Raw genomic sequence first — 24,649 nt, 5'->3', positions numbered from 1 at the left:
ACGTTCTGTCTTTCGTCAGTTTCATATTTCGTTACGTTACGTCTTTTATAAAGTGACGAAAGAAGATATTATGACAGCATGAGCGAAAATATTTTGGGCGTGGAGCAGCGCATTTGTCGTTTCCCGGGTTGTCAGCGCCCAGCCATGGCTGGTGAGGCCGGCACCGGACGTCCGCCGGAGTACTGTGATGACCCGACCCATACGCGCGCGTCGGCGTGGCGGGCACGGCAGCGCCCCAGCGAGGACGCCGCCCGGGGCGCGGAGGCCCGCCCTGTTGATTCCGCCCGTCAGCGGGCCAGTGAGATCACGGGCCAGGTGAGCGGGATGATAGAGCACCTGGGCCAGCAACTCGCTGTACTTGTTGAAGAACTGCGCACCGTGGGTGATCCCGAGGCGGCGGAAGCTCAGATTGAGTCGGTAGCCAGCGAGGCCGCCGAGCAGGTTGCGGGCGCGAACGCGCGGGCCACCCGTGCCGAGCAGGCTCAGCGCCGGGCTGAGGCCGAGAAGGCCGAGGCCGATGCGGCAGCTGAAGAAGCAACGCGGACGGGTGAGGAACTCGCCCGGGAGTTGTCAGGCGCCCGGGAGGAGTTGGATGCCGCCCTGGTCCGGGCTAAGCAACTCACCGGGGAACTCGCGCAGGCCCATGCCTCGGCCGCTAACGAACGGGAATTGGCGCAAGCCGAGAGTGCCGGCCTGCGGGCCGACGCTGAAGCGATCCGTGTGCAACTGACGTTGGCTGAACAGGAACGCGACGCTGCCGCCGAACGGGCCGGGACCGAGGCGCGGGCGCGGGTTGCGGCAGAGCGGCGCACAGGAGTGGCCGAGAGTCGCGTTGAGGCGGAGACGGCGCGCGCTGACCGCGAGGAGTCCGCGGCCGAAGAGACGCGGGGTCAGCTGGCGGCAGTCCGTGCCGACCTTGAGGCCGCCCGCGAGGCGGGTGCCGATATGCGCAGCACCGTGGCGACACTGACGGCGGAGCGTGAAGCGGCCAGGGCCGACGTCGAGCGTGAGCGCATCCATGGTGAACAACGTGTCAAAGACCTTCACGACACCTACAGCCGCCAAATCGACCAACTGCGCGCCGAACTAACCCAAGCCCGCGAGGCGAAGACCAAGGAGCGCCGCCCACGAGCCGGTGGAGAGCAATAGCAGCAACTACAGGGGTCCGCCGCCAGGGAACCTAGTTGGCGCCTACCGCCCGGCCTAGGGCTTCCAAGGCTCGCCGCAAAGGGGCGCGGCTTTCCGTGAGGACGTCCACGGGGCGGGCTCCACCGAGTTCCCGGGACGGTGTGATCATCCAGACCGTGAAGTAGTTGTGAGGGATTTTCAGTTCCATCGCCTGATGGAAAAGGTCCACGACGGTCGGTTCGAGCTGGCCGCCGGCGAGGAACTGGAACCCCGGACAGTAGGTGTCGTCGTCGATGAAGATGCGGACAAGCTGCCGCATCACCGGTTCAGGGTCTTCCATGAGCTCAGCAAACCGGCGGCGGACCTGGGCTAGGGAAGGTAGGGTGAACTCCGCCCTGATCGCCTCCCAGGCCTGATCGCTTATCGGTCCGGGTCTCCTTGGGGGCCGGTATTCAGGAGCCGTCATCGATGGACTCCATCAGCCACTGCTCCGATAGCGGGTCGAGGCGTAGCTCAAAGGTCCGCAGCGCCGCACTCGAGCTGAGTCGGACCTGCACCCTCCAATGTTCGATGTCCACCACGTTCCCGATGCCCACCGGCACGGATCGCCGGGTGTCCCACCAGGAGTCCCTGGTGAACCAGTGAACAGGATCGGCTGCCACGGCCCACACGCGACCATCAAACCGCACGGCCAGGGGAGCGCCGGTCGCGGTGAACCGGACGTCCACTGGAACGTCCAGGGTGGCTTCATTCAGTGTTGCTGTCACGGTTTACGCGTTCTCCCAAATTCCTGTTCATCATTTCTTCGCGGCGGGTGACCGCCGAACTCCACACCCAGGTCCGATAGGTCACAGGACCGTCCTTCCACGTCACTTCCGCGGCCTTCGTCGTCCAGGCAAACACTTCGCCGTCCACCAGCTCCGCGCAGTTCGGGAACCTGATCCACGCCTTCACCGGGATCCCCGGGAAGCCGTTCTTTGCCGGGAAGTGCTCGAAATCGAGCTCTTCCACCGTCAGCCCAATCGGCCCGGCCCGCCGTGCATACTGCGCCTGCAACGCGCTGGCTTGCTCCGGTCCCATAACACAACCTTAGAACATATATTCGAATCAACACGCCACTAAAATGCGGCCTTTCAGCCGCAGGTGTTCAGGATAGGGGAGGGCACCGACAAGGAACGGGTTGTACCCAATGGGGACAGCTTTGAGCTGTGCGGAGGGCTCCACCTGCCCGACAGTGGGCACAACCCGAACAACGCATCCGCCAAGCATCGAGCCCACACGCTCAAGGCATGCTCGCAGGGATCGCACCCTTTTGGGCGTCCGCTGGCGCGGCCGGCTGTGGGGTCCAGTGCTGTCCGTCGCAGGGCTCCGGCCCGCCCTGGCCCGTGTCTACGTCTTCGACGTTTTTTGGTTGCTGTCCTCCGGATTCTAGGCGTCCGCTCCACCCCGTCTAACCCCGGTTCCGCAAGCTCCACCGGGGCCTGCGGTGCAGGAATTTCCCTCCGGCGCTCCTGCGTCGCTGATTTCCTTGAGCGAATTTCCTCCCCCTTGCCCTGCGGGTAGACAGGGCTCCGTCGGCCGCCGAGCAAGCGAGCTTGCCAGCAACCAAAAAACAACGGGGGGAGAGGGGACGCTGGTCGGTCACCTGAGCCGCCCCACCCACCGGAATCCTCTGCAAAAGGAGCACCACCATGAATGAAAAGATCAACCTCACCGGTCCCGCTGACCTGCTGGCGACCATCCCGCACCTGCTGGGCATCACGCCCTCGGAATCGTTCGTGGTTTCTCACCGCCAATGCCGGGGCCCTCGGCGCGACGTTGCGGGTGGATGCACCCGAACACGTCGAGCCGGGCAACTATGCGCAGACGCTGACCAGCCACGCCGCCAACGATGACAAGGCCACGGCGTCCTACCTCATCGTCTACACCGACGAGAACCAGGACAGCTACCCCTACGCCGCGCACGTCGCCGCGCTGGTGTCCGAGCTGGCCGCCGCCCGGATGCCCGTGCGGAACGTCTGGCTCGTGACCTCCACTCACTGGACGGAGTTCGGCACGGACGAGGAGCACCCGCTGGAGCAGATCACCGACAGCCACGCCAACGCGGCGTTTACCTTCTTCGGCAGCGCCACGGACATCGACGTCTACAACCCCGCACTTCTGGGCGCCTGGGCCATGCCGGTACAAGCACCAGAGGGCACCGAAGAGGACATTGAGGAAGCCTGCGCCGCGTGGGCGGCCGTGCTGGACAGCACCGGGACCCCGGACAGCGACACGGCCCGCAGCATCGCGGGAGCGTTCCAGCACAAGATGGTCCGGGACTTCCTGTTCCGCGAGACCATCACCACCCAGAACGGCAACTTCACCGACGTCATCCTCGGGACCTTCACCGCACGCCCCGACTGGATCCGGGTGGACCGGGCCCAGGCCATCGCCTTCGAGCTGATGAAAGCAGTCCCGGCAGGCCAGCGCGCACCGATGCTGGCCCTGATGGGGTGGCTGGAATGGCTCAAAGGCAACGGCACCCAGGCGGGCCGGTACCTCAAGCACGCGGACACGGACGCACCCGGGTTCCGGCTGGCAGGGCTGCTGCTGGAACTGATCAACCGCGGCTCAGTTGCAGACGTCGCTCGCGACCCGGAAACCTCCTACCAGCGCCACAACAACTAAACGGACAAGGGCCGGCCCGGGATCAGCCAATGATCCCGGCCCGGCCTTTTGTCGGTGGCGGGGCGGCCTCCCCCGCTTCGCTCCGCCGGCCGCCGGACGCTCGCGCGGGCGCAGCCAGGAAACCCAGCAAGTGTGTAGAAACCACGGCTACAGTGAACCCCAGGAACACTGCACCGACCAGGGAAGCGTGAGCATGGGAACCGAATACATCCTGACCGACGACGACAAGCCGCCAGCCGAGCCCAGCCTGGCTGAAGACGTCATCGAAATTCGTCTGCTCACCGCCGGCGAACCAACCGGGCCCGCGAATATCGGCTGGGCCCAGGAACACCACAACCTCTAACTACCAGGCAGCGAGACGCTGCCCACCCAAATTTCCTTTGCAGAGGGAAACGGCGAAAGGCCGGCACTTCAGTGCCGGCCTTTCCTCATGCCCGGGTTTGTGCCAACACCCGGCGCCACAACACGAAAGCCGCCAGTGCATTAAGGACGGTGATGAAGACATCGCCCGCAGCCGGCCGGGCGATGAAGAGATCGAGAACCACCAGCGCCAGCGCCCCCGCTGCGGCAACTGTGAACACCACGGCCAGGACCCGGAGGACCCGCGGAGAATCCAGCCCGGCACCGTGCCCCGCGAGGCCCGGGCGGTTATCACGCGGAGCCGGCTCAGTCATACCCTCACCCTACTCAGGAAGGGCATGCTCGCAGGGCTCGCACCCATTGGGGCGTCCGCTGGCGCGGCCGGCTGTTGGGTCCAGTGCTGTCCGTCGCAGGGCTCCGGGCCGCCCTGGCCCTGTCTTGTCTACGACGTCTTTTGGTTGCTGTCCTTCGGATTCTAGGCGTCCGCTCCACCCCGTCTAGCCCCTCCTTCGTCGGGACCTGCGGTGCAGGAAATGTCCCTCCGGCGCTCCTGCGTCGCTGATTTCCTCCGGGAATTTCCTTCACCTTGCCCTGCGGGTAGACAGGGCTCCGTCGGCCGCCGAGCAAGCGAGCTTGCCAGCAACCAAAAAACAACGGGGGGAGAGGGGACGCTGGTCGGTCACCTGAGCCGCCCCACCCACCGGAATCCTCTGCAAAAGGAGCAACACCATGAACGCAATATCTACCAAGACGGTGACCGCCCAGGACACCGGGGAAACCATCGACGGCGTGACCGTGCTGGGCGATTACCACGAGAACGGTGGCTACGACTGGATGGAACTCATCGGCGAACACGGCTGGGCCGTCATCCCCAGCTGGGGCAGTGACGGCTGGGACCTTGGCAACTGGCCCTACGTCATGGTTGCCGCGACCCGCACCGCTGACAGCATCGGGAACCTGTTCGGCGTCGCCACCTACTGCGAGGGGGACGTGAGCTGCTCGTTCTACCGGACCAAGGCCCGCCAATGGGACGCGATCACCGAGCAGGCGTTCTTTCACTGGAAGAACGGCCAGGCCCATGGCCCGGACGACCTGCCCGAAGCCGTCGCGGAACTGCCCAGCCGGTACAGGATGCCGTACATGGCCAACGTCGCCTAAACCGGTTTGAGACCTTGCCGGGCGGAATTCCGCCCGGCAAGGTCCGCCCTCCTCACCAACGGACCAGGACCTGCCTAAAAATTCGGGCGGTCCGCCGCCGGTGGTTGGCTGCCGTCGCTGGTCACCGGCGGCGGACCGCCATTTCGGTGAAGGCCCGCCGGTGGAACAGCCAGCGGGCCGGCCAGGCTAAGAGCGGGGCCGGCATGGGCGGATCCAGGGGAGATGAGGCCAGGGGCATGCTCGCAGGGCTCGCACCCTTTTGGGCGTCCGCTGGCGCGGCCGGCTGTTGGGTCCAGTGCTGTCCGTCGCAGGGCTCCGGGCCGCCCTGGCCCTGTCTTGTCTACGACGTCTTTTGGTTGCTGTCCTTCGGATTCTAGGCGTCCGCTCCACCCCGTCTAGCCCCTCCTTCGTCGGGACCTGCGGTGCAGGAAATGTCCCTCCGGCGCTCCTGCGTCGCTGATTTCCTCCGGGAATTTCCTTCACCTTGCCCTGCGGGTAGACAGGGCTCCGTCGGCCGCCGAGCAAGCGAGCTTGCCAGCAACCAAAAAACAACGGGGGGAGAGGGGACGCTGGTCGGTCACCTGAGCCGCCCCACCCACCGGAATCCTCTGCAAAAGGAGCACCACCATGAACACCACACCCACCCTCGAAATGCTCGACCCGGCCACCCTGACCGTGGACATCAACGTCCGCAAAGACGCCGCCCTGACCGCCGCTTTCATTGCCAGCATCAAAGAGCACGGCGTGATGGAACCCGTCATCGCCCACCGCAAGGACGACGGCGTGGTGCACGTCCTGATGGGACAGCGCCGCACCCGCGCCGCTGTTGAAGCCGGGCGCACCAGCATCCCGGTGATGATCATCGAGTCCCCCGAGGAAGCCGAACGCATCGTTACCCAGGTTGTGGAGAACATCCAGCGCGCCGAACTGACCGAAGCGGACGAAGCCGACGCCTACCACCAGCTGTCCCTGATCGGTGTTTCAGCCGCCGCGATCGCCAAGAAGACCGGGCGGACCAAAACCACCGTGGAAGGGGCGCTGAAAGCCAAAGCCTCGAAGGCCGGAGCCGCCGCCCTGGGCAAGGGATACACCATCGATGAAGCGCTCATCATGACCGAATTTGAAGGGAACCAGAACGCGACCGAGGAACTGGAGTCCGTCATCGCGGACGAACCAGATCAGCTCCTGCACGTCGCGCAGATGCTCCGGGACCGCCGCGACCGCGCCGCCGCCCTCACCGCACTCATCGCCGAGCTCGAGGCGGAGGGCAAGACCATCGTGGAGGACGCCGGACACTACTCCAACGAAGAGAACCTGTACGTCTCGGCCGCGAAGCGGGCCGACGGGGAACCGGCCACCGAGGAGGACGCCAACGCCTACCTGATCAACACCGACTACCGGGGCCAGCACAACGCCCAGCCCGTCATCACCGGCTGGAAGGACCTGAGCTTCACCCCGAAGTACGAACGCTACGACGGCGGCACGCAGGCCCAGAAAGGCCCGATGACCGAGGAACAGAAAGCCGAACGGAAGAACCTGATAGCCAATAACCGCGAGATGGAGAGCGCGACGAAGGTCAGGCGTGACTTTGTGAAGGCCCTGCTGGCGCGCAAGACAGCGCCGAAGGGCTGGCAGTACTTCACCGTCCACGCCATCACCCACGACCCCGAAACCGCCAGCGGATACGACGGCAAGGTCGCCACCGAGATGATCGGTGCCAAGACCGGGGAGGACACCGACCGGTGGGGCTGGAACCCCCTGCGGGACCACACGGCCAAAACCACTGCCCGGCCCGAGTTCTCCCTCACCGCCCTGATCTGCGCAGGGTATGAAAAGACCATCCAGAAAGACTCATGGCGGTCCGCAGAAAAGCGGCACTTCCACTACCTGAACCAGCTCACCGCCTGGGGGTACACGGCAAGCGCCGTGGAGAAAATCATCCTCGACAAACACACCGCCGATAGCAAATAATTTGAAGTGAGCCGGGCGGCTGATCCCCCAATACAGCCGCCCGGCCACCCACGTCGTGAGGGCCCGGAACCTCCCAGAGGTCGGGCGGTCCGCCGCCCAGGGCGAACCACAGCAGCCACTCACCAGCGACGGACCGCCATTAACCGCGACAACGCGACCGGCGGACGTACCAGCCGCGGGACCAGGAACAACGAGGTACCCCGGCCCGCGGCAGCTCCACAAACCATTCAGCTAAGCTGAACCACATATTTCCTTTGCAGAGGGAAACCAGGCAGGGGCCGGCGCACGCCGGCCCCTGCCGTCTTTAAAACCAACTTGACCGCTTCTGACTCGCACATTCCGCGAGTTACGCGGATGTCTGCCTATCGAATAGCGATTCCTGCCACACAACGTCTGGGGTTTGAACTTGAACATCCCCGACGGTATGACCAATCGGAAACCCGCCATCGTGGGAAAAGAAGTAGTCGCAACGGAGTCTGACCGCAGCCGCGAGGTGAAGAGCGTCTGCTGAGGCGAACCTCTTGTCCTTATTCAGCCTCTTTGGGCTGTACTCGTCGGCCAGACGTGCGGCGTCGCGTGCAAGGAAGCGATCCACATCCGTCCATGCAGTCGACTTTGAATGGAACCAGCCTCTCAGCAACTCCTGAACCCGCGGGGATTCGCTCCTAGCCTGACCGTTGCAGGTAACTTCGGCTTCCAGGAGCGAGGATGCGGCTAGTCGTATCTGACCGGACTTTGCTGCACCAAAGACTGTCATTGCGCCTCTCCACCGCGGCTCTCCCGTTGCCGGATCGGTCTGAGAATTCTTGACAATCAGGTCCAGATATACGCAGGAGTCGACATAAATAAGTGGTACCCGCGCATCCTTCTTGGGTCTAGGCACCTCGAATACTCCCCATGTAATCGTCCACATTCTCCCCATTCAGCCAGGTCGGCGCGATACCTAAGAGTTCAGCCGGAGACGGCATTCCCAGGTCGTTCTCTGGAAGTCTCTCCAGCTGGTCGATCTCAATTTTTAGGGCCTGTCCTCGTCCGTTTCGAGTTATGAGTCCTCCGACCAAAACTCTGTGATTCCAGTGTTGCCTCAAGGATTCCGACAAATCCTGAGAAACTACGCCAGCCACGGCCCTTTGAGTCTGCTCGTCGTAAATACGCGCCCTGAGGATATTACGGGCGGGCGCGGAGCTGACTGTGTCCAGCGTTCCGGAGATTGATCCGTAGCTGACCTCCTTGCCCTGAAGGGCGAGCTCCGCGTTTTGCCGAACTTCAGAGGTTAGGACAGCCCGAGAATTGATCTTCCCGTTGTAGGAAGCAACTGATACTTCGGCGAAGCCTTCAGAAGGGGTTGCTATTCGGGTGATGCGACCGACTGTTTCCGGGCTGTAGAACCTGGGCACCTCAGGAAGGGAGCCGAGGCTGTTTACCCCATCGACCAGCGCCTCCACTGAGAGGAGCATGTCCTCAAGCGGACGTGTCCGGGAAGGGCTCCGCGCCTCCAAACGCACGATCATGTCGCCGGAGGACTCATGATTTAGGCCGGCGATGACCCACGTGGGACGAGAACCATGGGTCAAGTACGACTTATCAATTTCTCGAAGCGCCAGCACCAGATCGTCGAGTGTCTTCGTGAATCTGTGAACCGCGGCGCGTTCCCTACCTTCACGGAGGCGCACCTCAAGCCCGGTAGTCGTCATAGGCTCAACCTAGTGCATTGGGATTCGAAAGACTTCTAGCAGTTACGTGTTCCTTCGAGATTCTGGAGCTAGTCAGTCGTACGGTACTTGGTCCGCCTAGACCGTCTTGGCAAACCAGCAAGGGTACTGAGTGTTGGTATTTACTACATTCCCACCCCCGCCGCCGAAGGGAAACGGCAGTTTCGCATGCTCCGGCAAGACCCTGAAGCCTGCTTTCTGGTAGAAACTTCGGGCTGAAACTGCACAACCGCCTAGAACCACTAGTTTCGATGCTGCACGCTTTGTATTGTCGGGAATTAGCTGATCGACCATTCCAAGAAGGACCGTCCCGATTCCCTGTCCCTGGCGATTTGCATCAACAGCCAGATGTTCCACGGTCAGTTGGAGTCCCGAGCCGCCGTTCCATATCGTCAACTCGCAGGCGGCAACACCTGCAACTGCTTGGGTCAAATCTAGGGCGACAAGCAGTGCGACCTTCGGACCAGGCTGGTAGGAACCAGACTCGGGAATTGAATTTTGTATCAAGAAGATAGCTGCAGCTCGCTCACTTGCTGATTTCACCTGGCGAAATGTGAATCCGGTACTCGTCAGTTGCCGTGCAAGTCGGACGTGTCGTGACTGAGCGGTTGGTGATGGCACGAGTGTGAGGGAGGGGTTGGCGGCGCTTGACGTCCTAGCTTTCGCTTCTTGTTGGCGTTGTTTTCTTTCGCGGTCTTTTTTCCCCATCCGAGCAGTATGCCTGATTTGAAGTGAATGGCAGCACTGCGCCAGGATCGCGGGATTCCGGGCCTGATTCCTTAAGACCCGGCCTCAAACTGCCCGGTGAATGCCCTATTCGCAACGGTCAAAACGACCCTTTAGGACCTCCGAATCTGGGATCATGTGCGATCGCCCCCGCGCACGCTTCGCCCGGATCCCGCGGCTGGACCATATGATCAGAGGCGTCGGTTTTAGCCGATTTCACCTGTTTCTCTTTTCCGGGGGTCCTTTCGTGGCAACGACGTTCGATGTACTGCTTGATTCGTACCGCGACCTTGCGGACTCGGAGCGGATGAAGGGCAACTACTTCGAACAGCTCGTTGGCCGGTACCTGGAGAAGGATGGCGTCCAGGCTCCGCAGTACCGGAACGTTTGGTTGTGGAGGGACTGGCCGGGCCGCGACGGTAAGAAGGACAACGGAATCGATCTCGTGGCCGAGCGCCAGGACGGCGGCTTCGCGGCCATCCAGTGCAAGTTCTACGCCGAGCACCACCGGATCCAGAAGGCCGACATTGATTCGTTCATTGCCGCCTCCGGAAAGCCGCCGTTCACGCACCGGCTCATCGTGGACACGACCGGCCGGGACTGGTCCCCGAACGCGGAGGAGATGCTGGACAACCAGCACCTGCCGATCCAGCGCATCGGCCTCACGGATTTCCGCAACTCCAACATCGACTGGGCCACCTACGAACTCACCGACCCGTCCCGGGCACCGCAGCTGCACGAGAAGAAGCAGCTGCGCACCCACCAGCACGAGGCCGTCAACGCCACACTGACGGGCTTCGAAAGCAACCACCGCGGCAAGCTCATCATGGCCTGCGGCACGGGCAAGACCTTCACCGCTCTGAAGATCGCCGAAAGGGTCGCCGAACAGGAAGGCCACGCCCGGATCCTTTTCCTCGTCCCCTCCCTGGCGCTGATGTCCCAGTCGCTGAAGGAATGGTCGGACGAAACCACGCAGACGCTGCACGCCTACGCCGTCTGCTCAGACACCAAGGTCGGCCGGCAGAAGAATTCCGACTTCACCGATGTGGCGATCCATGACTTGCAGATCCCGGCGACCACGGACGGTGCCACACTGCTGGAAGCAATGGGAACCCGCGAGCTGGACGAGGGCATGACGGTCGTGTTTTCCACGTACCAGTCCATTGACGCAGTGTCCCAGGCCCAGAAGGCCGGCCTCCCCGACTTCGACCTGATCATCTGCGACGAGGCCCACCGAACCACGGGCGCTACCCTGGCCGGCACCGAGGAATCCCACTTCGTCAAGGTCCACCGCAACGACGTCATCGCCGGCGCCAAGCGCCTATACATGACGGCGACACCGCGGCTTTTCAACGATGACACCAAGAACAAGGCGCTGGAGCGCGACGCGATCCTGTGCTCCATGGACGACGAGACCATGTACGGGCCGGTCTTCTACCGGATCGGCTTCGGTGAAGCCGTGACGAAGAAGCTCCTGACCGACTACAAGGTCCTGGTCCTTGGTGTGGAGCAAAGCCAGGTTGTTTCGAGCTTTCAGGACCAGCTCGCGGATTCAGACATGGAACTGCAGATCGACGACGTCGCCAAGCTCATCGGTTGCTGGAACGGCCTGGCTAAGCGCCGCTCCGGCACCCATGAGGCGTCCTTCGGCAACGACCTGGCGCCAATGAAACGCGCGGTAGCGTTCAACCGGGATATCAAATCCTCCAAGCTTGTCGAGTCTGAATTCCCCGATCTGGTCCGGGTTCACCTGACCAACCTGGACAACGACGACCCCACCGATGACCTAAAGGTTGAGGTCAAGCACGTGGACGGCGGCTTCAACGCCATCACCCGCGCCGAGCGCCTCGATTGGCTTAAGGAAGACCTCGACGGCCCCGAGGATCAGCCCGTCTGCAGGATCCTGACCAACGCCCGCTGCCTCACCGAGGGAGTGGATGTCCCGTCCCTGGACGCGGTCCTGTTCCTGAACCCGCGCAATTCCATGGTCGACGTCATCCAGGCAGTCGGCCGGGTGATGCGCATCGCCAAGGGCAAGCAGTTTGGCTACATCATCCTGCCCATCGCGATCCCCGAAGGGATGTCCACCTCTGAGGCGCTGCGGGACAACAACCGCTACAAGGTCGTCTGGCAGGTTCTGCAGGCCCTCCGCGCACACGATGAACGCATGGACGCCGCGATCAACCAGATCGAGCTCAACCACAAGGCACCCGAATCCATCCTCGTCGACACCGTGGACCTCGCCCCCAAGAAGAAGGCCCGGACGAACGTGGGCGGCAATGCCGGCGGTGGAGAAGCCACGGGTGGCGGAAATGGCGACGCCGGCGAGGGCGAACCGGCTTACGTGCAGCCCGCGCTGCAGTTCCCGGTGGGGGAGTGGAAGGACTCCGTCTACGCCAAGATCGTAGACAAGTGCGGCAACAGGATGTACTGGGAAGACTGGTCCAAAGACATTGCCGACATCGCCAACAAACACATCACACTTATCAACGCCCTGCTGACGGAAGCGAACCCGGAACACCGGAAGGCCTTCGACGACTTCATCCAAGGCCTGCAGGAGAACCTGAACCCGGAGATCGACCAGGCCCAGGCCGTGGAAATGCTCGCCCAGCACCTCGTTACCAAGCCCGTCTTCGACGCGATGTTCACGGACTCCAATTTCACCGAGCACAACCCCGTCTCGCTGGCGATGCAGAATATCCTGAACCAGCTGGATGACCACTCTGCATTCGAGAAGGAACGCGCGGGGCTCGAGAAGTTCTACGATTCCGTCCGGGCACGGGTGAAGTCCATCGACAACGCCGCGGCGAAGCAGAAGATCATCCTTGAGCTGTACGACAATTTCTTCCGCAACGCGTTCCCGCGCGTCGCCGACAGGCTCGGTATCGTCTTCACACCGGTCCCCGTGGTTGACTACATCCTGCGCTCCGCGGATGCTGCCTTGCGCTTGGAGTTCGGCAAGTCCCTTTCGGACGAGGGTGTCTCTATCCTCGAGCCCTTCGTCGGCACCGGGACCTTCGTGACGAGGCTGCTCCAGTCCGGTCTGATCAAGCCGGAGGACCTGCACCGCAAATACACGCAGGAGCTCTTCGCCAACGAGATCGTCCTGCTCAGCTACTACATCGCCGCCATCAACATCGAGACCGTTTTCGCCGAGGAATCAAACAAGCACGGACTCGAATTCGACTACGTCCCTTTTGACGGAATCGCCCTGACCGACACCTTCCAGCTCAACGAATCCGATGGAGCTTTTGACTCCGTGGTCTTTCCGGAGAACTCGAATCGGGTACAGCGGCAGAAAAACCAGGACATTCGAGTCATCGTAATGAACCCGCCCTACTCGGTGGGGCAGACGAGCGCGAACGACAACAACAAGAATCAGTCTTATTTGCAGTTGGATGCGTCTATCGCTTCAACCTACGTGGCGAATTCATCTGCGTCTTCCACTAAGGGCCTTTACGATTCCTACATTCGAGGTATCCGTTGGGCGTCCAATCGAATCGTGGACGATGGTGTGATTGCATTTGTGTCCAATGGCAGTTTTATTGATGGCAGCTCGGCTGACGGAATCCGCAAGACATTTGCCAACGAGTTCAGTCGTATCTTTATCTACAACTTACGTGGTAATCAGCGTACGGCCGGCGAGGTTTCGCGGAAGGAGGGCGGGAAGATCTTCGGCAGTGGTGCGCGCACTCCCATCGCCATTGCCATTCTGATCAAGAACTCCGCGCATCGTGGGCCCGTAGACATCCAATACAGGGACATTGGCGACTATCTCACGCGGGAGCAGAAGCTCGACATCCTTGAAATCGAGCAATCCCTCGAAGGTACGGATTGGGAGGCGATCAAGCCGAGCGATCACGGGGATTGGATCAACCACCGGGATCCCAGCTACGACCGCTATCAACCGATCGGAGATAAGAAGGATAAACAAGCAACTCCGACGTTCGAAACATTCAGTCTCGGCCTTGCTACAGGCCGGGACGCCTGGGCAACAAACTTCTCTGCGGCTACCGTGGAACAGAACATGTCGAGGATGATCGATCACTACAATGACCAGTTGCTCGTCCCCGATATGGCGTTGGATCTCGATCCGCAGAAGATTAGTTGGAACCGCAACTTTGCCCAGGATCGGACTCGACAAAGGAGGCACAGCTTTGATCCGACTCGAGTTGTCTCCATGGCCTATAGGCCATTTACCAAACAGCTCAACTACTTCGATCGTTCAATGAACGCCATGGTGTATCAGCTTCCGCGGCTGTTCCCTACGCAGGCCCACCAAAACTTAGCCATAGGCGTTAGTACCGACTACCGAAAGGATTGGTCTGCTCTTATCTGTCGGGATGTCCCAGATCTGACATTCGTGGCGTCGGGCCAGTTCTTTAGCCTCTACAGCTACGAGCCAGTCTCGGCGGAGGGCCAGGATGATCTCTTTTCTGATGCTGGGGGCACCGTCATTGACGGCTACCGACGCAGAGACAACATCACTGACGCCACATTATCGACCTACCGGGGCTTCTACGAGGATGCGAAGCTCACGAAGGAGGACGTCTTTTACTACGTTTACGGACTTCTCCACAGCCCTGTTTACAAGGAACGATATAAGGCTGACCTGATGAAAATGCTCCCCCGCATCCCTAAGGTGAGGGATTTTTGGGGTTTCAGTAATGCTGGGAGGAATTTGGCCGAGCTCCACCTCAACTATGAGACAGTCGACCCCTATCCGCTAGAAGAGATTGTCTCCGGCGGCCGCGAAAGTGACGAGTACGAGTTCCACCGGGTGACGAAACTCTCTTTCGGCGCCCGCAAGGACCGCTCTCGGATCATCTACAACCAACGAATCACGCTGGCCGGAATCCCCGCCGAGGCCTACGACTACCAGGTCAACGGCAAGTCTGCGGTCGAGTGGATCATTGACCGCTACCAGGTCACCACGCACAAGGACTCACAGATTACCAATAACCCCAACGACTACTGCCGCGAGGTTGGCGACCCTCGGTACATTCTGGATCTCATCAAACGCATGGTTACGGTGTCCGTGGAAACGATGAAGATTGTGGGCCAGTTGCCTCCTTTGGAGATCCTTGAGTGACTGGACTGGGCCCGCAAAGCAGCCCACCGACGTGGTTTGAGGGACCGTCGCGTCCAGATTACTGCTGTTTAGCGCCAACCGAGGCTGCTGAAGTCCACTTCTCTACTTTGTAGACAACGTCGAACACGACATTGAGATAAAGCTGACCTGCATCAAAAAAGTTCCATAAGTCCACAGTTAGGCCGTCTTCGAGTTGGAGAAGCAACGCGCACCTGGGGCGGCGTCGAGGGACTGAAGGTGCACGTCAAATACGACCCTTTGTGCCTGTGCAGACGACTTCGGAAAAACGACGCCTCAAAAAACGGCTTCGACGGTGCTAGGCTGTGTCAGAACTCGACTGCGAAATCTACGGAGACAGTGTTGGTCAAAACTCCGTGGACGACGGTTTTTGAATGAATGAGGGGAACTGATTGTGGCTACGTTGCTTGGCTATGCCCGAGTGAGCACTACTGAGCAGTCGGTGGACCTGCAGCTGGATGCTTTGAACGCTGCCGGGTGCTTCCGGATCTGGACAGATTTTGCGTCGGGTGCGACGGCGGAACGGCCGCAGTGGCAAGACTGCTTGGATCATCTCCAGCCGGGGAACATCTTGGTGGTCAACGATTTGTCCCGGCTCGGGAGGAACACCGCCGACCTGGCCGGCATCGTGAAGACGCTGGCTGACCGGCAGGTTGGCCTCCGGTCACTGACGGAGACCTGGCTGGACACGACCAACTCCCAGGGGTTGCTGATGTTCCACTTTTTTTCCGCTATCGCCGAGTATGAGCGGAACCGGCTGCGGGAACGGACCATGGCCGGCCTCGCGGCGGCGAAAGCCCGCGGCCGCGTCGGCGGACGGCCTACCAAGATGACGCCGGACAAGGCAGCCACCGCGCACCGGATGCGTGGTGAGAAGCGGACGATCAGCGCCATCGCCAAGACCATCGAGGTCAGCGAGGCCACCGTGGTGCGTGAGCTCGCGCGGCAGCGGAAGAGCCTGCAGGTACCGCAAGAGTAGGTGCGGCTGTTAATCCATCGGTGCCTTCGCTAGCGTGGAGGCAAACGGAGGGGGACGGCGCACATGGCACCGAGGAAATCTAAGAACCACATTGAGGGTCAGCTGAGTCTGGAGTCTTTGTGGGCCGAACCGGAAGAGGTCGTAAATGAACGAGCACGGCAGACACGCCATGGAAACTATGAAGAATCACGACCCGGAGAGCTTCGCGCAGATAGCGGACCCCGAGACGCACTTTTCGACCTTGGGGGAGGAGATCCAGCAGGAAATCTGGGACCTCAGCGAACAGCTGACACCAACCAGGGGATCGGAACCGCCGCTGGAGTACATCGGGCTGGCGAACATGGCCAAGCTCCGGGCACGCGAGATGGTGTACCAGGAGATGATCTACGCCAGCCTTCCCGCGGAGCCGGAGGAGATGGAGCCGACCTACGGGGCCCAGGAGGACGAGGAGAGCTAGGGGTCGAACCCCAGCCGGAGCCGGCAGCGGTTGCGGCGGCCGGACGGTTCCACCCAGCATCCCAGACGGACCTTGCACCATCGGGACAGAAAGCCCGCTTCGCCGCAAACGTTGAAGCAATCCGCATCGTCCGGGAGCTGGAGGACCAGCAGAGGCCGGCCACCGAAGTAGAGCAGCGTTCCCTGGCGCGGTGGTCCAGCTGGGGAGCGGTGCCCCAGCTGTTCGACAAGGCCGAATGGGCCGCCGAGCGCGCCCAGCTGCAGGACGTCCTGAGCGAGCGCGAGTATGCCGCCGCGTCGCGGACCACGACGAACGCGTATTACACCGACGCCGCCCTGGTAAAGGAAATCTGGTCCGCCGTCGACCGGCTCGGCTTCACCGGGGGAGAGGTGCTGGAACCCGGATCCGGCGCGGGAACGTTCATCGGATTCGCCCCGGAAGGTGCCCGGATGACCGGCGTGGAGCTTGATCCGCTGACCGCCTCAATATCCCGGGGACTGTATCCCGACGCGACGATCCGCAGCGAGTCCTTCGCGGACACCCCGATCAAATCCAACTCCTTTGACCTTGCCGTCGGCAACGTCCCGTTCAGCAAGAACGCGCTCTACGACAAGACCCACAACGCCGACTCCCGGCATTCCATGCACAATCACTTCATTCTGAAGAGCCTGGCCGCCGTGAAACCCGGCGGATACGTCGCCGTGCTGACCTCCAGCTTCACCATGGACGCAACCAACCCCACCTCGAGGCGGGAGATGAGCGCCATGGCGGACCTGGTGGGTGCCGTGCGCCTGCCTACCGGCGCCCACCGGCGAGCCGCCGGCACCGAAGCACTCACTGACCTGCTGCTGCTGCGCAAGCGCGAGCCGGGCCGGGAGCCTGCCAACACGGACTGGGAAACTGTCGGGCCCGTCATCATCGACGGCCGCAACGTGCAGATCAACAACTACTTCGATCTGAACCCGCAGAACGTCCTCGGGCAGATCACCGTTGGGAACGGCATGTACGGCGAGGAAACCGTCAGCGTGAAAGCCGACGACCTCGCCGCCGTCCCGCAGTTGCTCGCCCGGCGGCTTGACGCCGTTGTGCAGGAAGCGCTGGACCGCGGCCTGAACCACGCCCCTGCCGAGCCGGCGCCGGGAAAGACCCCGGCGGCACTCCTGCCGTCCTCCGGGCAGGAGTGGGACGGCACCATCGCCGTCCAACAAGACGGAACCTTCACCGTTGCCCGTGCAGGGGAACAGCTTCCGTTCCCGGTACCCAAAGCGCATGCGGCGGAGCTGAGCGACCTGCTGGGGATGCGCGACGGCGCACGCGCCCTGTTGGAGATGGAAGCTTCCGACAGCGAAGACACCCCGGCGATGTCGGCTCAACGAACCGCCCTGGCTGACCAGTACACGGCATATGCCGCCAAATATGGGCCGCTGAACCGCTTCACGGAGTCTGTTCGCACGGACAAGGAAACGGGCGAGGACATCATCACCCGCCGTGCAGCACCCGCCGTGCGGATCCTGCGCCAGACGGACCCCTTCGGCACTCTGCCGCCGGCCCTGGAGAGGTTCAACGAGGAAACGCAGACTGCGACGCCGGCTGGCCTGCTTCAGCACCGGCAGGTGGTGGCCCGCAAACCGCTCATGGGCGCGGACACTGTTGACGAAGCCCTTGCCATCGTCCTGGATACCTACGGTGCCCCGGAGCTGGAACAGATCGCGGACCTGCTGGGCGTCACGGAAGAGGAAGCCCGCGATCAGCTGGGCACGCTCGTGTTCGATGACCCGGAATCCGGCAAGCTCGTCACCGCACCGGAATACCTGTCCGGGAACGTCCGGACCAAGCTCGAAGCTGCCCGTGCTGCGGCGGCCGAGGACGAGCGCCTTGGCGTGAACGTCACCGCCCTGGAGGAAGTCCAGCCGCCGAGGGTCGGCATGGAAGACGTCGAGGCGCGCATCGGTGCGGTCTGGATTTCCCCCGAGGAACACCAACGCTTCGTCCAGGACATCCTTGCCGATCCCAACGCCAGCGTGACCAGCGTCGGCAGCGGCATCTGGCGGGTCAAAGCCAACCGGGGAACGGTCCGTTCCACGAACGAGTGGGGGACGGGCCGCCGGCCCGCCCCGGACCTGCTGCAAAGCATCCTGGAACAAAAGAGCATTCAGGTCGAGGACAAGAACGAGGACGGAAAACCCGTCGCCAATCTCGAAGAAACCGAAGCGGCCCAGGAAAAGGCCGAGGCCCTGCAGGAACGCTTCGCCGAGTGGGTCTGGGAAGACCCCGAACGTGCCAGCCGGCTCATTGACGAATACAACCGCCGCTTCAACTCACTGGCCCTGCGCGACTACACCAAGGAAGGCGGGCGCCTGACCCTGCCGGGGCTGGCCAAGACCTTCACCCCGCACCCGCACCAGCGCACCGCCGTGGCGCGCATCATCTCCGAACCGGCTGTGGGCCTCTTCCACGAAGTCGGGGCCGGCAAGACCGCCGAAATGGTGATGGGAGCGATGGAACTCAAACGCCTGGGCATGGCCTCCAAGCCCATGGTTGTCGTCCCGAACCACATGCTGGAGCAGTTCACCCGCGAGTGGCTGGAACTGTACCCGCAGGCGCGCCTGCTCTCGGCAGGGTCCGATGACATCAAGACCAAGAGCGGGGACCTGGCCGCGCGCCGGCAGTTCGTCGCCCGCGCCGCGGCGAACGACTGGGACGGCATCATCATGACCCAGCAGGCCTTCAAGAGCATTGGCGTGAAAGCCGAAACCATTGAGGCCTACCAGGAGTCGATCATCGCGGACGTCCGGCAGACCATCGTCAACGCCCAGGCCGAGGGCGAGGACCGGACCACGGTGAAGAAGCTTGAAACGAAGCTCCAGGCCGAAGAAGAGCGCATGAAGAAGCTTATGGACACGGCGCCGGATCTTGGACTGACATTCGAGGACACCGGGGTGGACTACCTGTTCGTGGACGAAGGGCACGACTACAAGAACCTCCGCACGGTCACCAACATCAAGGGCGCAGAAATTGCCGGCTCCATCCGGGCCACCGACATGCACCTGAAGCTCGAATACCTGCGCAGCACCCACGGGGAACGCGTCGTTACGATGGCGACCGGCACACCGATTGCCAACTCCATCACCGAAGCCCACGTCATGCAGCGCTACCTGCGCCCGGACCTGCTCCAGGCTGCCGGTGTGGAGAACTTCGACGTCTGGGGAGCGACGTTCGGGGAAACCGTCACCGCCATCGAGATGGACGCCGGAGGCCGGCTGAAGAACAAGCCGCGCTTCGCGAAGTTCAAGAACGTCCCCGAGATGCTGCGGTCCTTCCACGTCTTTGCGGACGTGAAGCTCTCCGAGGATTTGAACTACCTCAAAAAGCCGGACCTCGCCCGCCGGCCTGGTGACGGGGAACGGCAGCCGGAATTGGTGTTGATCCCGCAGCCGCCCGAACTGGCCGAATACATGAAGGGCCTCGCGGACCGGCTGGACTCCCTCTCCGGCTGGGCTGAGAAGGGCGCGGACAACGCCCTCTCTGTCTACAACGACGGCCGCAAAGCAGCGCTGGACCTGCGCATGGTCGGCATCGAACCCGAATCCGGGACGAAGCTGGACCATGTTGTGGCCAAGACCCTGAAAGTCTGGGAGGAGAACCGGGAGAACGAGTACGAAACCAGCTTCGAATCCGGGATCCCTTCGGCCAACAAGGGTGCGCTGCAGATCATCTTCTGCGACCTCAGCACGCCCTCCAAGAACACCGGTCCCGACGGCAAACCGGTCTGGACCGCCTACCAGCAGATCAAGGACCAGCTCGTTGCCGGAGGCATCCAGGCAGATCAGATCCGGTTCATCCAGGACGCGCCCAAGCCCGAGCAGAAAGCCCAGCTGTTCGCCCAATGCCGTACCGGGGAGGTGGCCGTGCTGATCGGCTCCACCGCCATGATGGGAACCGGCGCTAACGTCCAGCTCCGCGCCAAAGCGATCCACCACGTCACGTGTCCCTGGCGGCCGGCTGACCTGACCCAGCGCGACGGGCGCATCATCCGTCAACGTAACGCCAACGCGGAGGTCCACAACTTCCAATACGCAACCGTCGGCAGCTACGACAGTGCCGCCTGGGACGGAATCCAGCGCAAGGCCACCATGATCCAGCAGGTCCTTCGCGGACGCCTCGATATCCGGGAGATCGAGGACGTTGGAGATCTCGCCCTCAACGCCGCACAGATCAAGGCAGCGACCAGCGGCAACCCGCTGGTGGTGGACAAGATCGAGGCCGACGCGGCCCGGACCAAACTCGAACGACTCAAACGCGCCCACGAGAAAGGACAGAGCACACTCTCCTGGACCAGGGCCGCGGCCGAAACCAGCATCACCAAAGCCGAAAGCAAGCTGCCCGCATTGCAGACGGCACTCCCGCGCATCACCCCGACGGCCGGGGAGGCCTTCACCGCGACCATCGACGGCAAGAGCTACACCAAACGTCCGGAGGCCGTCGCGGCTATCTCTGAATGGGTCCGTACCCACACACCGGAGTACGGAAATTACTACCGCCAAAAACAGGACCACGGCACGATGGGCACCCTCGGCGGCCACGAGCTGCAGGTCCGAAACGCGGCCGGCGACTCCCGGCTCGGCTCTTACCAGGACCTCGCTGTCACCCTCAAAGACGTGCCCGCACCACCGCTTGTCTTCACCCGCATGGAGCTGTTGGAAGGAAGCGCCGGCATTATCACCCGGCTGGAGAACAAGGTGGCCGGGCTTCCCGACTACGAAGCCCAGCTGCGCCAGACCATCGCCGAAAAACAGGCGGTGCTTTCCGACGTCGAGAGCCAGGCCGGAAAACCGTTCAAATACGAAGACAAACTCATCAGCGCCCGTGCGAAGTGTGCGGAACTGGACGCAAAGCTAAAGGCATCCATCGAACCTCCCAAGCCAGCGCCGGAACCTCGAGCTTCCCCCTCCGAAGCGGACGTGGACCCGGCCGTCGCACGACTGCGAAGACTGCAGGCCGCAAGCTTCCCGTCCGCTCCTAGGAACACCCACCCAACGCCCACTCAGCCACAGCAACAGGCATCATCCGGACCCACGCCAAGTCACTCACGAGACGGGGGATTCGAGCGCTAAAGCAAAGTGATGGACGATTCAGTAGAGCCGGAATGAGGTGGATTGAGAATGACGAAAAGGACAGAGCAGGTGGACGCGAACGCTGCGCCGACGACGGGACCGGTGTTCCCCAGGATGCTGACTCTGGAGCAGGTTCAGGAGGTCCTGAACGTAAAAGGATCCCTCGTCTACTCGCTGGTGCGCAGCGGTGAGCTTCCTGCAGGCCAGTTCGGTGGAAGGGGTGTGTGGCGGGTCCGGGAAAGTGACCTGGCGGCGTACATCGACGCGGCGTTCGTGAAGACCGCTGAGCGTATTGCAGCGGGACAGATTCCGGAAGGCGACAGCCCCGCGGAAGACTAGACGGGCTGCAGAACGAACGAAGGCCGGCACCTCGAAAAGGTGCCGGCCTTCGCCGTATCCGCGTACCGGAACTTCCTTGTGGTCCATGGCTGAAAAAGAGCCAGCCACACCCCGCACTGATGCCGGGAGCAGCGCGCCTTGGACCATGGGAAACGACGCCGCTGGCGCCCACACCGACGTCCAGGCTGTGCATGATCGCCGGCCTCCGGTGGTGAGCTTCAGACTCAAGGTGACCTGGCGATTGTGTGCAGCCGGTCAGCTGGGTCCCGTCGTCCGGATGTGTGCGGGAAAAGCCCGAAGGATGTTGCTTTTGCCGTGCCCATGCGGGCGAGGGGCAACGCTACTGATCGCTGCTGTTTTCATCCTCCGTGGTCACCGCTGAATTCTCGCCGGCGGCCCGGCTGGAGGCCTTCCGCCGCCGCCCTGCTGTCCCTGATTCGAGGCCGAGCTTCTTGAGCTCGTCGGGGCTCCATCCGTCCTTTGTGGCGCGTACGTAGGCGCGCTTGTCGTCGCGTTCGGCTTCGGCCAGCTGCGCCTTCAGGTCTGTGATCCGCTGTCGGGTTTTAACCAGCGCGGTGACGGACTCAATGCGGGAGTCAAGGAGCGCCCGCGCTTGGTTTCGTGTCTGTTCAATGTCGATGGTAGCCATGCACCCAGCGTAGCCCGCGCGTACGACGTTCTGACGACGGCAACCAGGCGCGGCGGCAACGCCGATCAGCCTGATCACCACGGAGCGGTGCCGGAGGCAAAAAAGCCAACCGTACGGAGCAAGCTATACACTTACACGGGTGTAAGTGGCTTTTCGCGCTCGACACTGGCGGTCGAGTGCGGCACACTGATTAGTGTGGTCCCCGGTTTCGGGGTCGCTGCGCTGGGCCTTTTGAGGGATTGGGGAACGAGTGACCGAAGAGAATGCCGCTCGTCCCCGGCTCTCCCGGCGGCGCCGTGAGAACAAACCCGCAGGGACCAAGAAGCGCCGTGACGTATGGGTCACTGTGGAGGAAGAAGCGGCACTCGTCGCCAGGGCTGAGCGCGAGAAGGTCACCGTTCCGAACCTGTTGATTTCGTCCGCTCTGTCAGAGCACTCCGAGTCACCGACCGAACGCCGCGCCATCGCAGCGGAACTGATGTCCCTGCACAATCTGCTGGCCCGTTCCTCCAGCAACATCAACCAGCTCGCACGGCAAGCGAACGCCACCAGCGAGTTCCCTGTTGAAGCCCGCGAAGCGCTGAAGCACATTCGCACTGTAGCCATGCGGATTGACGACGCCATTGATGGGCTGATGTAGGGATGATTCCGAACATCACCCGCGGTTCGCGCATGGGCGGGCTCATGGTTTACCTGGCATCGACCGACGCCAACAAGACCAGGAACGCCCACCAGGATCCGCACCTTGTTGCCGGTGACGCTGCCATCATGGCGTGGTACGACGACGGCGTGCTTGACCGCGACGATGCCCTCGCCATTGCCAAGCATCTGGACCGGCCTCGCAAGATGTTCGGTGTCTCTGTTCAGATCAAGGACATGCAGTGGGATGCGGCAAAGAAGGAGCGCGTCCACGTCGGGTACAAGGATGCCAGTGTGTGGCACTGCTCCCTGAGCCTGCGCGCCGAAGAGGGCGCACTGACCGACCAGCAGTGGGGCGATATCGCCACCGACTTCGTTGACTCCATGGGCTTCACTGAAGCCAGTGGCAAGGTACGATGCCGTTGGGCCGCGGTGAACCACGGCACCTCCGAGAACGGCAACCACCACATCCACCTGGCAGTGTCTCTTGTCCGCGAGGACGGCACCAAAGCATCCACGCATGGTGACTTTAAACGGGCACAGCAGACCTGCCGCGAGCTGGAGGTCAAATACGGTCTTGAACAGCTCTCCACGGTCCACGCCACCCGTGGCTACGACCAGGCCGAGAAGGCGACCGCCGTCAGAGATGATCGCGAAATGCACCGGTCATCACTGGCGCGGAAAATACGTGCCAGCGCCAGCGCCTCCGCGACCGAAGCGGAGTTCGTACGCCGGGCCCGCAACACCGGCCTGCTGGTGCGGCCGCGCTACGCGAAGAACACCACCGACGTCATCGTTGGATACTCCGTAGCCGAACGCCCCACCCAGGGAGAACGTCCTATTTGGTTCGGCGGCGGGACCCTCGCCTCTGACCTGAAACTCGGTGCCCTCCGTGAAGAATGGCTCGACACTCCGCAGCTGGCCACGGAAGCTGCAGCAGAATGGAACGCCGCGGCCCGGAACAGGCGCACGGTCTCCAGGACTGGCCCCGAGAACGCCACGCCGCCGGCCGAGGCGTGGGTGGAATACACCCGCAACGCGACCGCACTGGCTGACCAGCTGAGGACCATCCCGCGTGATGATCACGCGACCTGGGCGAAAGCCGCCCGGGAAGTTTCCGGAGCGTTCGCGGCATGGTCCTACCGGCTCGAACCGACGCCCGGGCCGTTGGCGGCCACTGCTGCTGAACTGTCCCGCACGGCGCAGTTGCGCACACCACGACAGCACAGCAAACCCGTCGCGCTGCCATCCATTGCAGGTTCCGCCATGTTGTTCATGGCCGCATCGAGCAAGAACAAGACGGCGGCACAAACGGCACTCATGGTGCAGCTGATCAACACCGCCTTTGCCGTGTACGAAATGCACGCCCAGTCCGGGCGGACCCGTGAGGCTCAGCGCATCCGTTCGGTGATCGAGGAGCGGCTGGCCCCGTTCACCGCGACCATGCCCAAGGCGGTTCTGGTGGGCGCCGAACAGCAGCCGGCACCTGAAGCTGGAATACCGCCGAGGGCGATCGATATCGCCCGGCGCGGCATGGTCCCCATCCGTCCCGGATCAGCGGTGCCAACGACACCAACGCCGGCCAAGACTCACCAGCCCAGCCGACGCGACTCCGGGCCGGGCCTCGACCGATAACC

The 24,649-nt window shown here is 62.5% G+C and carries 19 protein-coding genes; 12 read left to right on the top strand and 7 right to left on the bottom strand.

The window, feature by feature from the left end:
* Positions 1-78 precede the first annotated feature (78 nt).
* Positions 79-1,149 (top strand): hypothetical protein, encoded by a 1,071-nt coding sequence (locus QK290_RS13550; RefSeq protein ID WP_282331173.1) that lies wholly within the window; start codon positions 79-81, stop codon positions 1,147-1,149.
* Positions 1,150-1,180: 31 nt separating this feature from the next.
* On the opposite strand, the gene QK290_RS13545 is transcribed toward QK290_RS13550, so the two are convergent.
* The 3 genes from QK290_RS13545 to QK290_RS13535 all read right to left on the bottom strand — a co-directional run bounded on the left by QK290_RS13545 (position 1,181) and on the right by QK290_RS13535 (position 2,208).
* Positions 1,181-1,468 (bottom strand): antitoxin Xre/MbcA/ParS toxin-binding domain-containing protein, encoded by a 288-nt coding sequence (locus QK290_RS13545; protein WP_282331172.1) that lies wholly within the window; start codon positions 1,466-1,468, stop codon positions 1,181-1,183.
* Positions 1,469-1,580: 112 nt separating this feature from the next.
* Entirely contained in the window at positions 1,581-1,856 is a 276-nt protein-coding gene (locus QK290_RS13540) for a hypothetical protein (RefSeq protein WP_282331185.1), read from the bottom strand.
* A gap of 19 nt (positions 1,857-1,875) precedes the next feature.
* Positions 1,876-2,208, bottom strand: a complete 333-nt coding sequence (locus tag QK290_RS13535) for a hypothetical protein (protein WP_282331171.1) — start codon at positions 2,206-2,208, stop codon at positions 1,876-1,878.
* A 744-nt stretch (positions 2,209-2,952) separates the two neighbouring features.
* Here QK290_RS13535 and QK290_RS13530 point away from each other — a divergent pair.
* Entirely contained in the window at positions 2,953-3,798 is an 846-nt protein-coding gene (locus tag QK290_RS13530) for a DUF4192 family protein (RefSeq protein ID WP_282331170.1), read from the top strand.
* 193 nt (positions 3,799-3,991) lie between these two features.
* Complete coding sequence (locus tag QK290_RS13525; protein WP_282331169.1) at positions 3,992-4,141, top strand: hypothetical protein; 150 nt, start codon at positions 3,992-3,994, stop codon at positions 4,139-4,141.
* 85 nt (positions 4,142-4,226) lie between these two features.
* Here QK290_RS13525 and QK290_RS13520 read toward each other — a convergent pair whose 3' ends face one another.
* A complete protein-coding gene (locus QK290_RS13520) occupies positions 4,227-4,472 on the bottom strand; it encodes a hypothetical protein (protein ID WP_282331168.1) in 246 nt (81 codons plus the stop codon).
* A 415-nt stretch (positions 4,473-4,887) separates the two neighbouring features.
* Here QK290_RS13520 and QK290_RS13515 point away from each other — a divergent pair, with 415 nt between their 5' ends.
* Both QK290_RS13515 and QK290_RS13510 read left to right on the top strand, forming a co-directional pair.
* A complete protein-coding gene (locus QK290_RS13515; protein ID WP_282331167.1) occupies positions 4,888-5,316 on the top strand; it encodes a hypothetical protein in 429 nt (142 codons plus the stop codon).
* A gap of 627 nt (positions 5,317-5,943) precedes the next feature.
* Positions 5,944-7,287 carry a ParB/RepB/Spo0J family partition protein gene (locus tag QK290_RS13510; protein WP_282331166.1) on the top strand — a complete coding sequence of 448 codons (1,344 nt, stop codon included), beginning with the start codon at positions 5,944-5,946 and terminating at the stop codon, positions 7,285-7,287.
* Between the two features lie 875 nt (positions 7,288-8,162).
* Here QK290_RS13510 and QK290_RS13505 read toward each other — a convergent pair.
* Together QK290_RS13505 and QK290_RS13500 are read right to left on the bottom strand one after the other, a co-directional pair.
* On the bottom strand, positions 8,163-8,981 hold the full coding sequence (locus QK290_RS13505) for a hypothetical protein (protein WP_282331165.1): 819 nt from the start codon (positions 8,979-8,981) through the stop codon (positions 8,163-8,165).
* A gap of 96 nt (positions 8,982-9,077) precedes the next feature.
* A complete protein-coding gene (locus QK290_RS13500; RefSeq protein WP_282331164.1) occupies positions 9,078-9,707 on the bottom strand; it encodes a GNAT family N-acetyltransferase in 630 nt (209 codons plus the stop codon).
* Positions 9,708-9,972: 265 nt separating this feature from the next.
* Here QK290_RS13500 and QK290_RS13495 point away from each other — a divergent pair, with 265 nt between their 5' ends.
* The 5 genes from QK290_RS13495 (at position 9,973) to QK290_RS13475 (ending at position 21,724) form a co-directional block, all read left to right on the top strand.
* Positions 9,973-14,817, top strand: coding sequence for a type ISP restriction/modification enzyme (locus QK290_RS13495; protein WP_282331163.1), 4,845 nt, complete (start codon positions 9,973-9,975; stop codon positions 14,815-14,817).
* A 412-nt stretch (positions 14,818-15,229) separates the two neighbouring features.
* On the top strand, positions 15,230-15,814 hold the full coding sequence (locus tag QK290_RS13490) for a recombinase family protein (RefSeq protein WP_282331162.1): 585 nt from the start codon (positions 15,230-15,232) through the stop codon (positions 15,812-15,814).
* 178 nt (positions 15,815-15,992) lie between these two features.
* On the top strand, positions 15,993-16,271 hold the full coding sequence (locus tag QK290_RS13485; RefSeq protein ID WP_282331161.1) for a hypothetical protein: 279 nt from the start codon (positions 15,993-15,995) through the stop codon (positions 16,269-16,271).
* Between the two features lie 209 nt (positions 16,272-16,480).
* A complete protein-coding gene (locus tag QK290_RS13480) occupies positions 16,481-21,385 on the top strand; it encodes a helicase (RefSeq protein ID WP_282331160.1) in 4,905 nt (1,634 codons plus the stop codon).
* A 48-nt stretch (positions 21,386-21,433) separates the two neighbouring features.
* Positions 21,434-21,724, top strand: coding sequence for a helix-turn-helix domain-containing protein (locus tag QK290_RS13475; protein WP_282331159.1), 291 nt, complete (start codon positions 21,434-21,436; stop codon positions 21,722-21,724).
* 340 nt (positions 21,725-22,064) lie between these two features.
* On the opposite strand, the gene QK290_RS13470 is transcribed toward QK290_RS13475, so the two are convergent.
* Positions 22,065-22,373: a hypothetical protein gene (locus tag QK290_RS13470; RefSeq protein WP_282331158.1), complete on the bottom strand. Its 309-nt coding sequence runs from the start codon at positions 22,371-22,373 to the stop codon at positions 22,065-22,067.
* Between the two features lie 250 nt (positions 22,374-22,623).
* On the opposite strand from QK290_RS13470, the gene mobC reads away from it, so the two are divergent.
* Together mobC and QK290_RS13460 are read left to right on the top strand one after the other, a co-directional pair.
* The gene (gene mobC, locus QK290_RS13465; protein ID WP_282331157.1) at positions 22,624-23,013 is read left to right on the top strand and encodes a plasmid mobilization relaxosome protein MobC; all 390 of its coding nucleotides are present in this window, start codon (positions 22,624-22,626) and stop codon (positions 23,011-23,013) included.
* A gap of 2 nt (positions 23,014-23,015) precedes the next feature.
* Positions 23,016-24,647, top strand: a complete 1,632-nt coding sequence (locus QK290_RS13460; protein WP_282331156.1) for a relaxase/mobilization nuclease domain-containing protein — start codon at positions 23,016-23,018, stop codon at positions 24,645-24,647.
* Positions 24,648-24,649: the final 2 nt, after the last annotated feature.

The organism is Pseudarthrobacter sp. AL07, assembly GCF_029960665.1.
Classification (GTDB): domain Bacteria; phylum Actinomycetota; class Actinomycetes; order Actinomycetales; family Micrococcaceae; genus Arthrobacter.
The sequence above is the reverse complement of the archived record's forward strand: the minus strand, read 5'-3'. Positions and strand labels throughout refer to the sequence as shown.

Bases quoted from the DNA above. Each gene is read 5' to 3' on its own strand.
- QK290_RS13550 (WP_282331173.1), top strand. From the start codon at position 79: ATGAGCGAAAATATTTTGGGCGTGGAGCAGCGCATTTGTCGTTTCCCG.
- QK290_RS13545 (WP_282331172.1), bottom strand. From the start codon at position 1,468: ATGGAAGACCCTGAACCGGTGATGCGGCAGCTTGTCCGCATCTTCATC.
- QK290_RS13535 (WP_282331171.1), bottom strand. From the start codon at position 2,208: ATGGGACCGGAGCAAGCCAGCGCGTTGCAGGCGCAGTATGCACGGCGG.
- QK290_RS13525 (WP_282331169.1), top strand. From the start codon at position 3,992: ATGGGAACCGAATACATCCTGACCGACGACGACAAGCCGCCAGCCGAG.
- QK290_RS13520 (WP_282331168.1), bottom strand. From the start codon at position 4,472: ATGACTGAGCCGGCTCCGCGTGATAACCGCCCGGGCCTCGCGGGGCAC.
- QK290_RS13515 (WP_282331167.1), top strand. From the start codon at position 4,888: ATGAACGCAATATCTACCAAGACGGTGACCGCCCAGGACACCGGGGAA.
- QK290_RS13510 (WP_282331166.1), top strand. From the start codon at position 5,944: ATGAACACCACACCCACCCTCGAAATGCTCGACCCGGCCACCCTGACC.
- QK290_RS13505 (WP_282331165.1), bottom strand. From the start codon at position 8,981: ATGACGACTACCGGGCTTGAGGTGCGCCTCCGTGAAGGTAGGGAACGC.
- QK290_RS13500 (WP_282331164.1), bottom strand. From the start codon at position 9,707: ATGGGGAAAAAAGACCGCGAAAGAAAACAACGCCAACAAGAAGCGAAA.
- QK290_RS13485 (WP_282331161.1), top strand. From the start codon at position 15,993: ATGAAGAATCACGACCCGGAGAGCTTCGCGCAGATAGCGGACCCCGAG.
- QK290_RS13475 (WP_282331159.1), top strand. From the start codon at position 21,434: ATGACGAAAAGGACAGAGCAGGTGGACGCGAACGCTGCGCCGACGACG.
- QK290_RS13470 (WP_282331158.1), bottom strand. From the start codon at position 22,373: ATGGCTACCATCGACATTGAACAGACACGAAACCAAGCGCGGGCGCTC.
- QK290_RS13460 (WP_282331156.1), top strand. From the start codon at position 23,016: ATGATTCCGAACATCACCCGCGGTTCGCGCATGGGCGGGCTCATGGTT.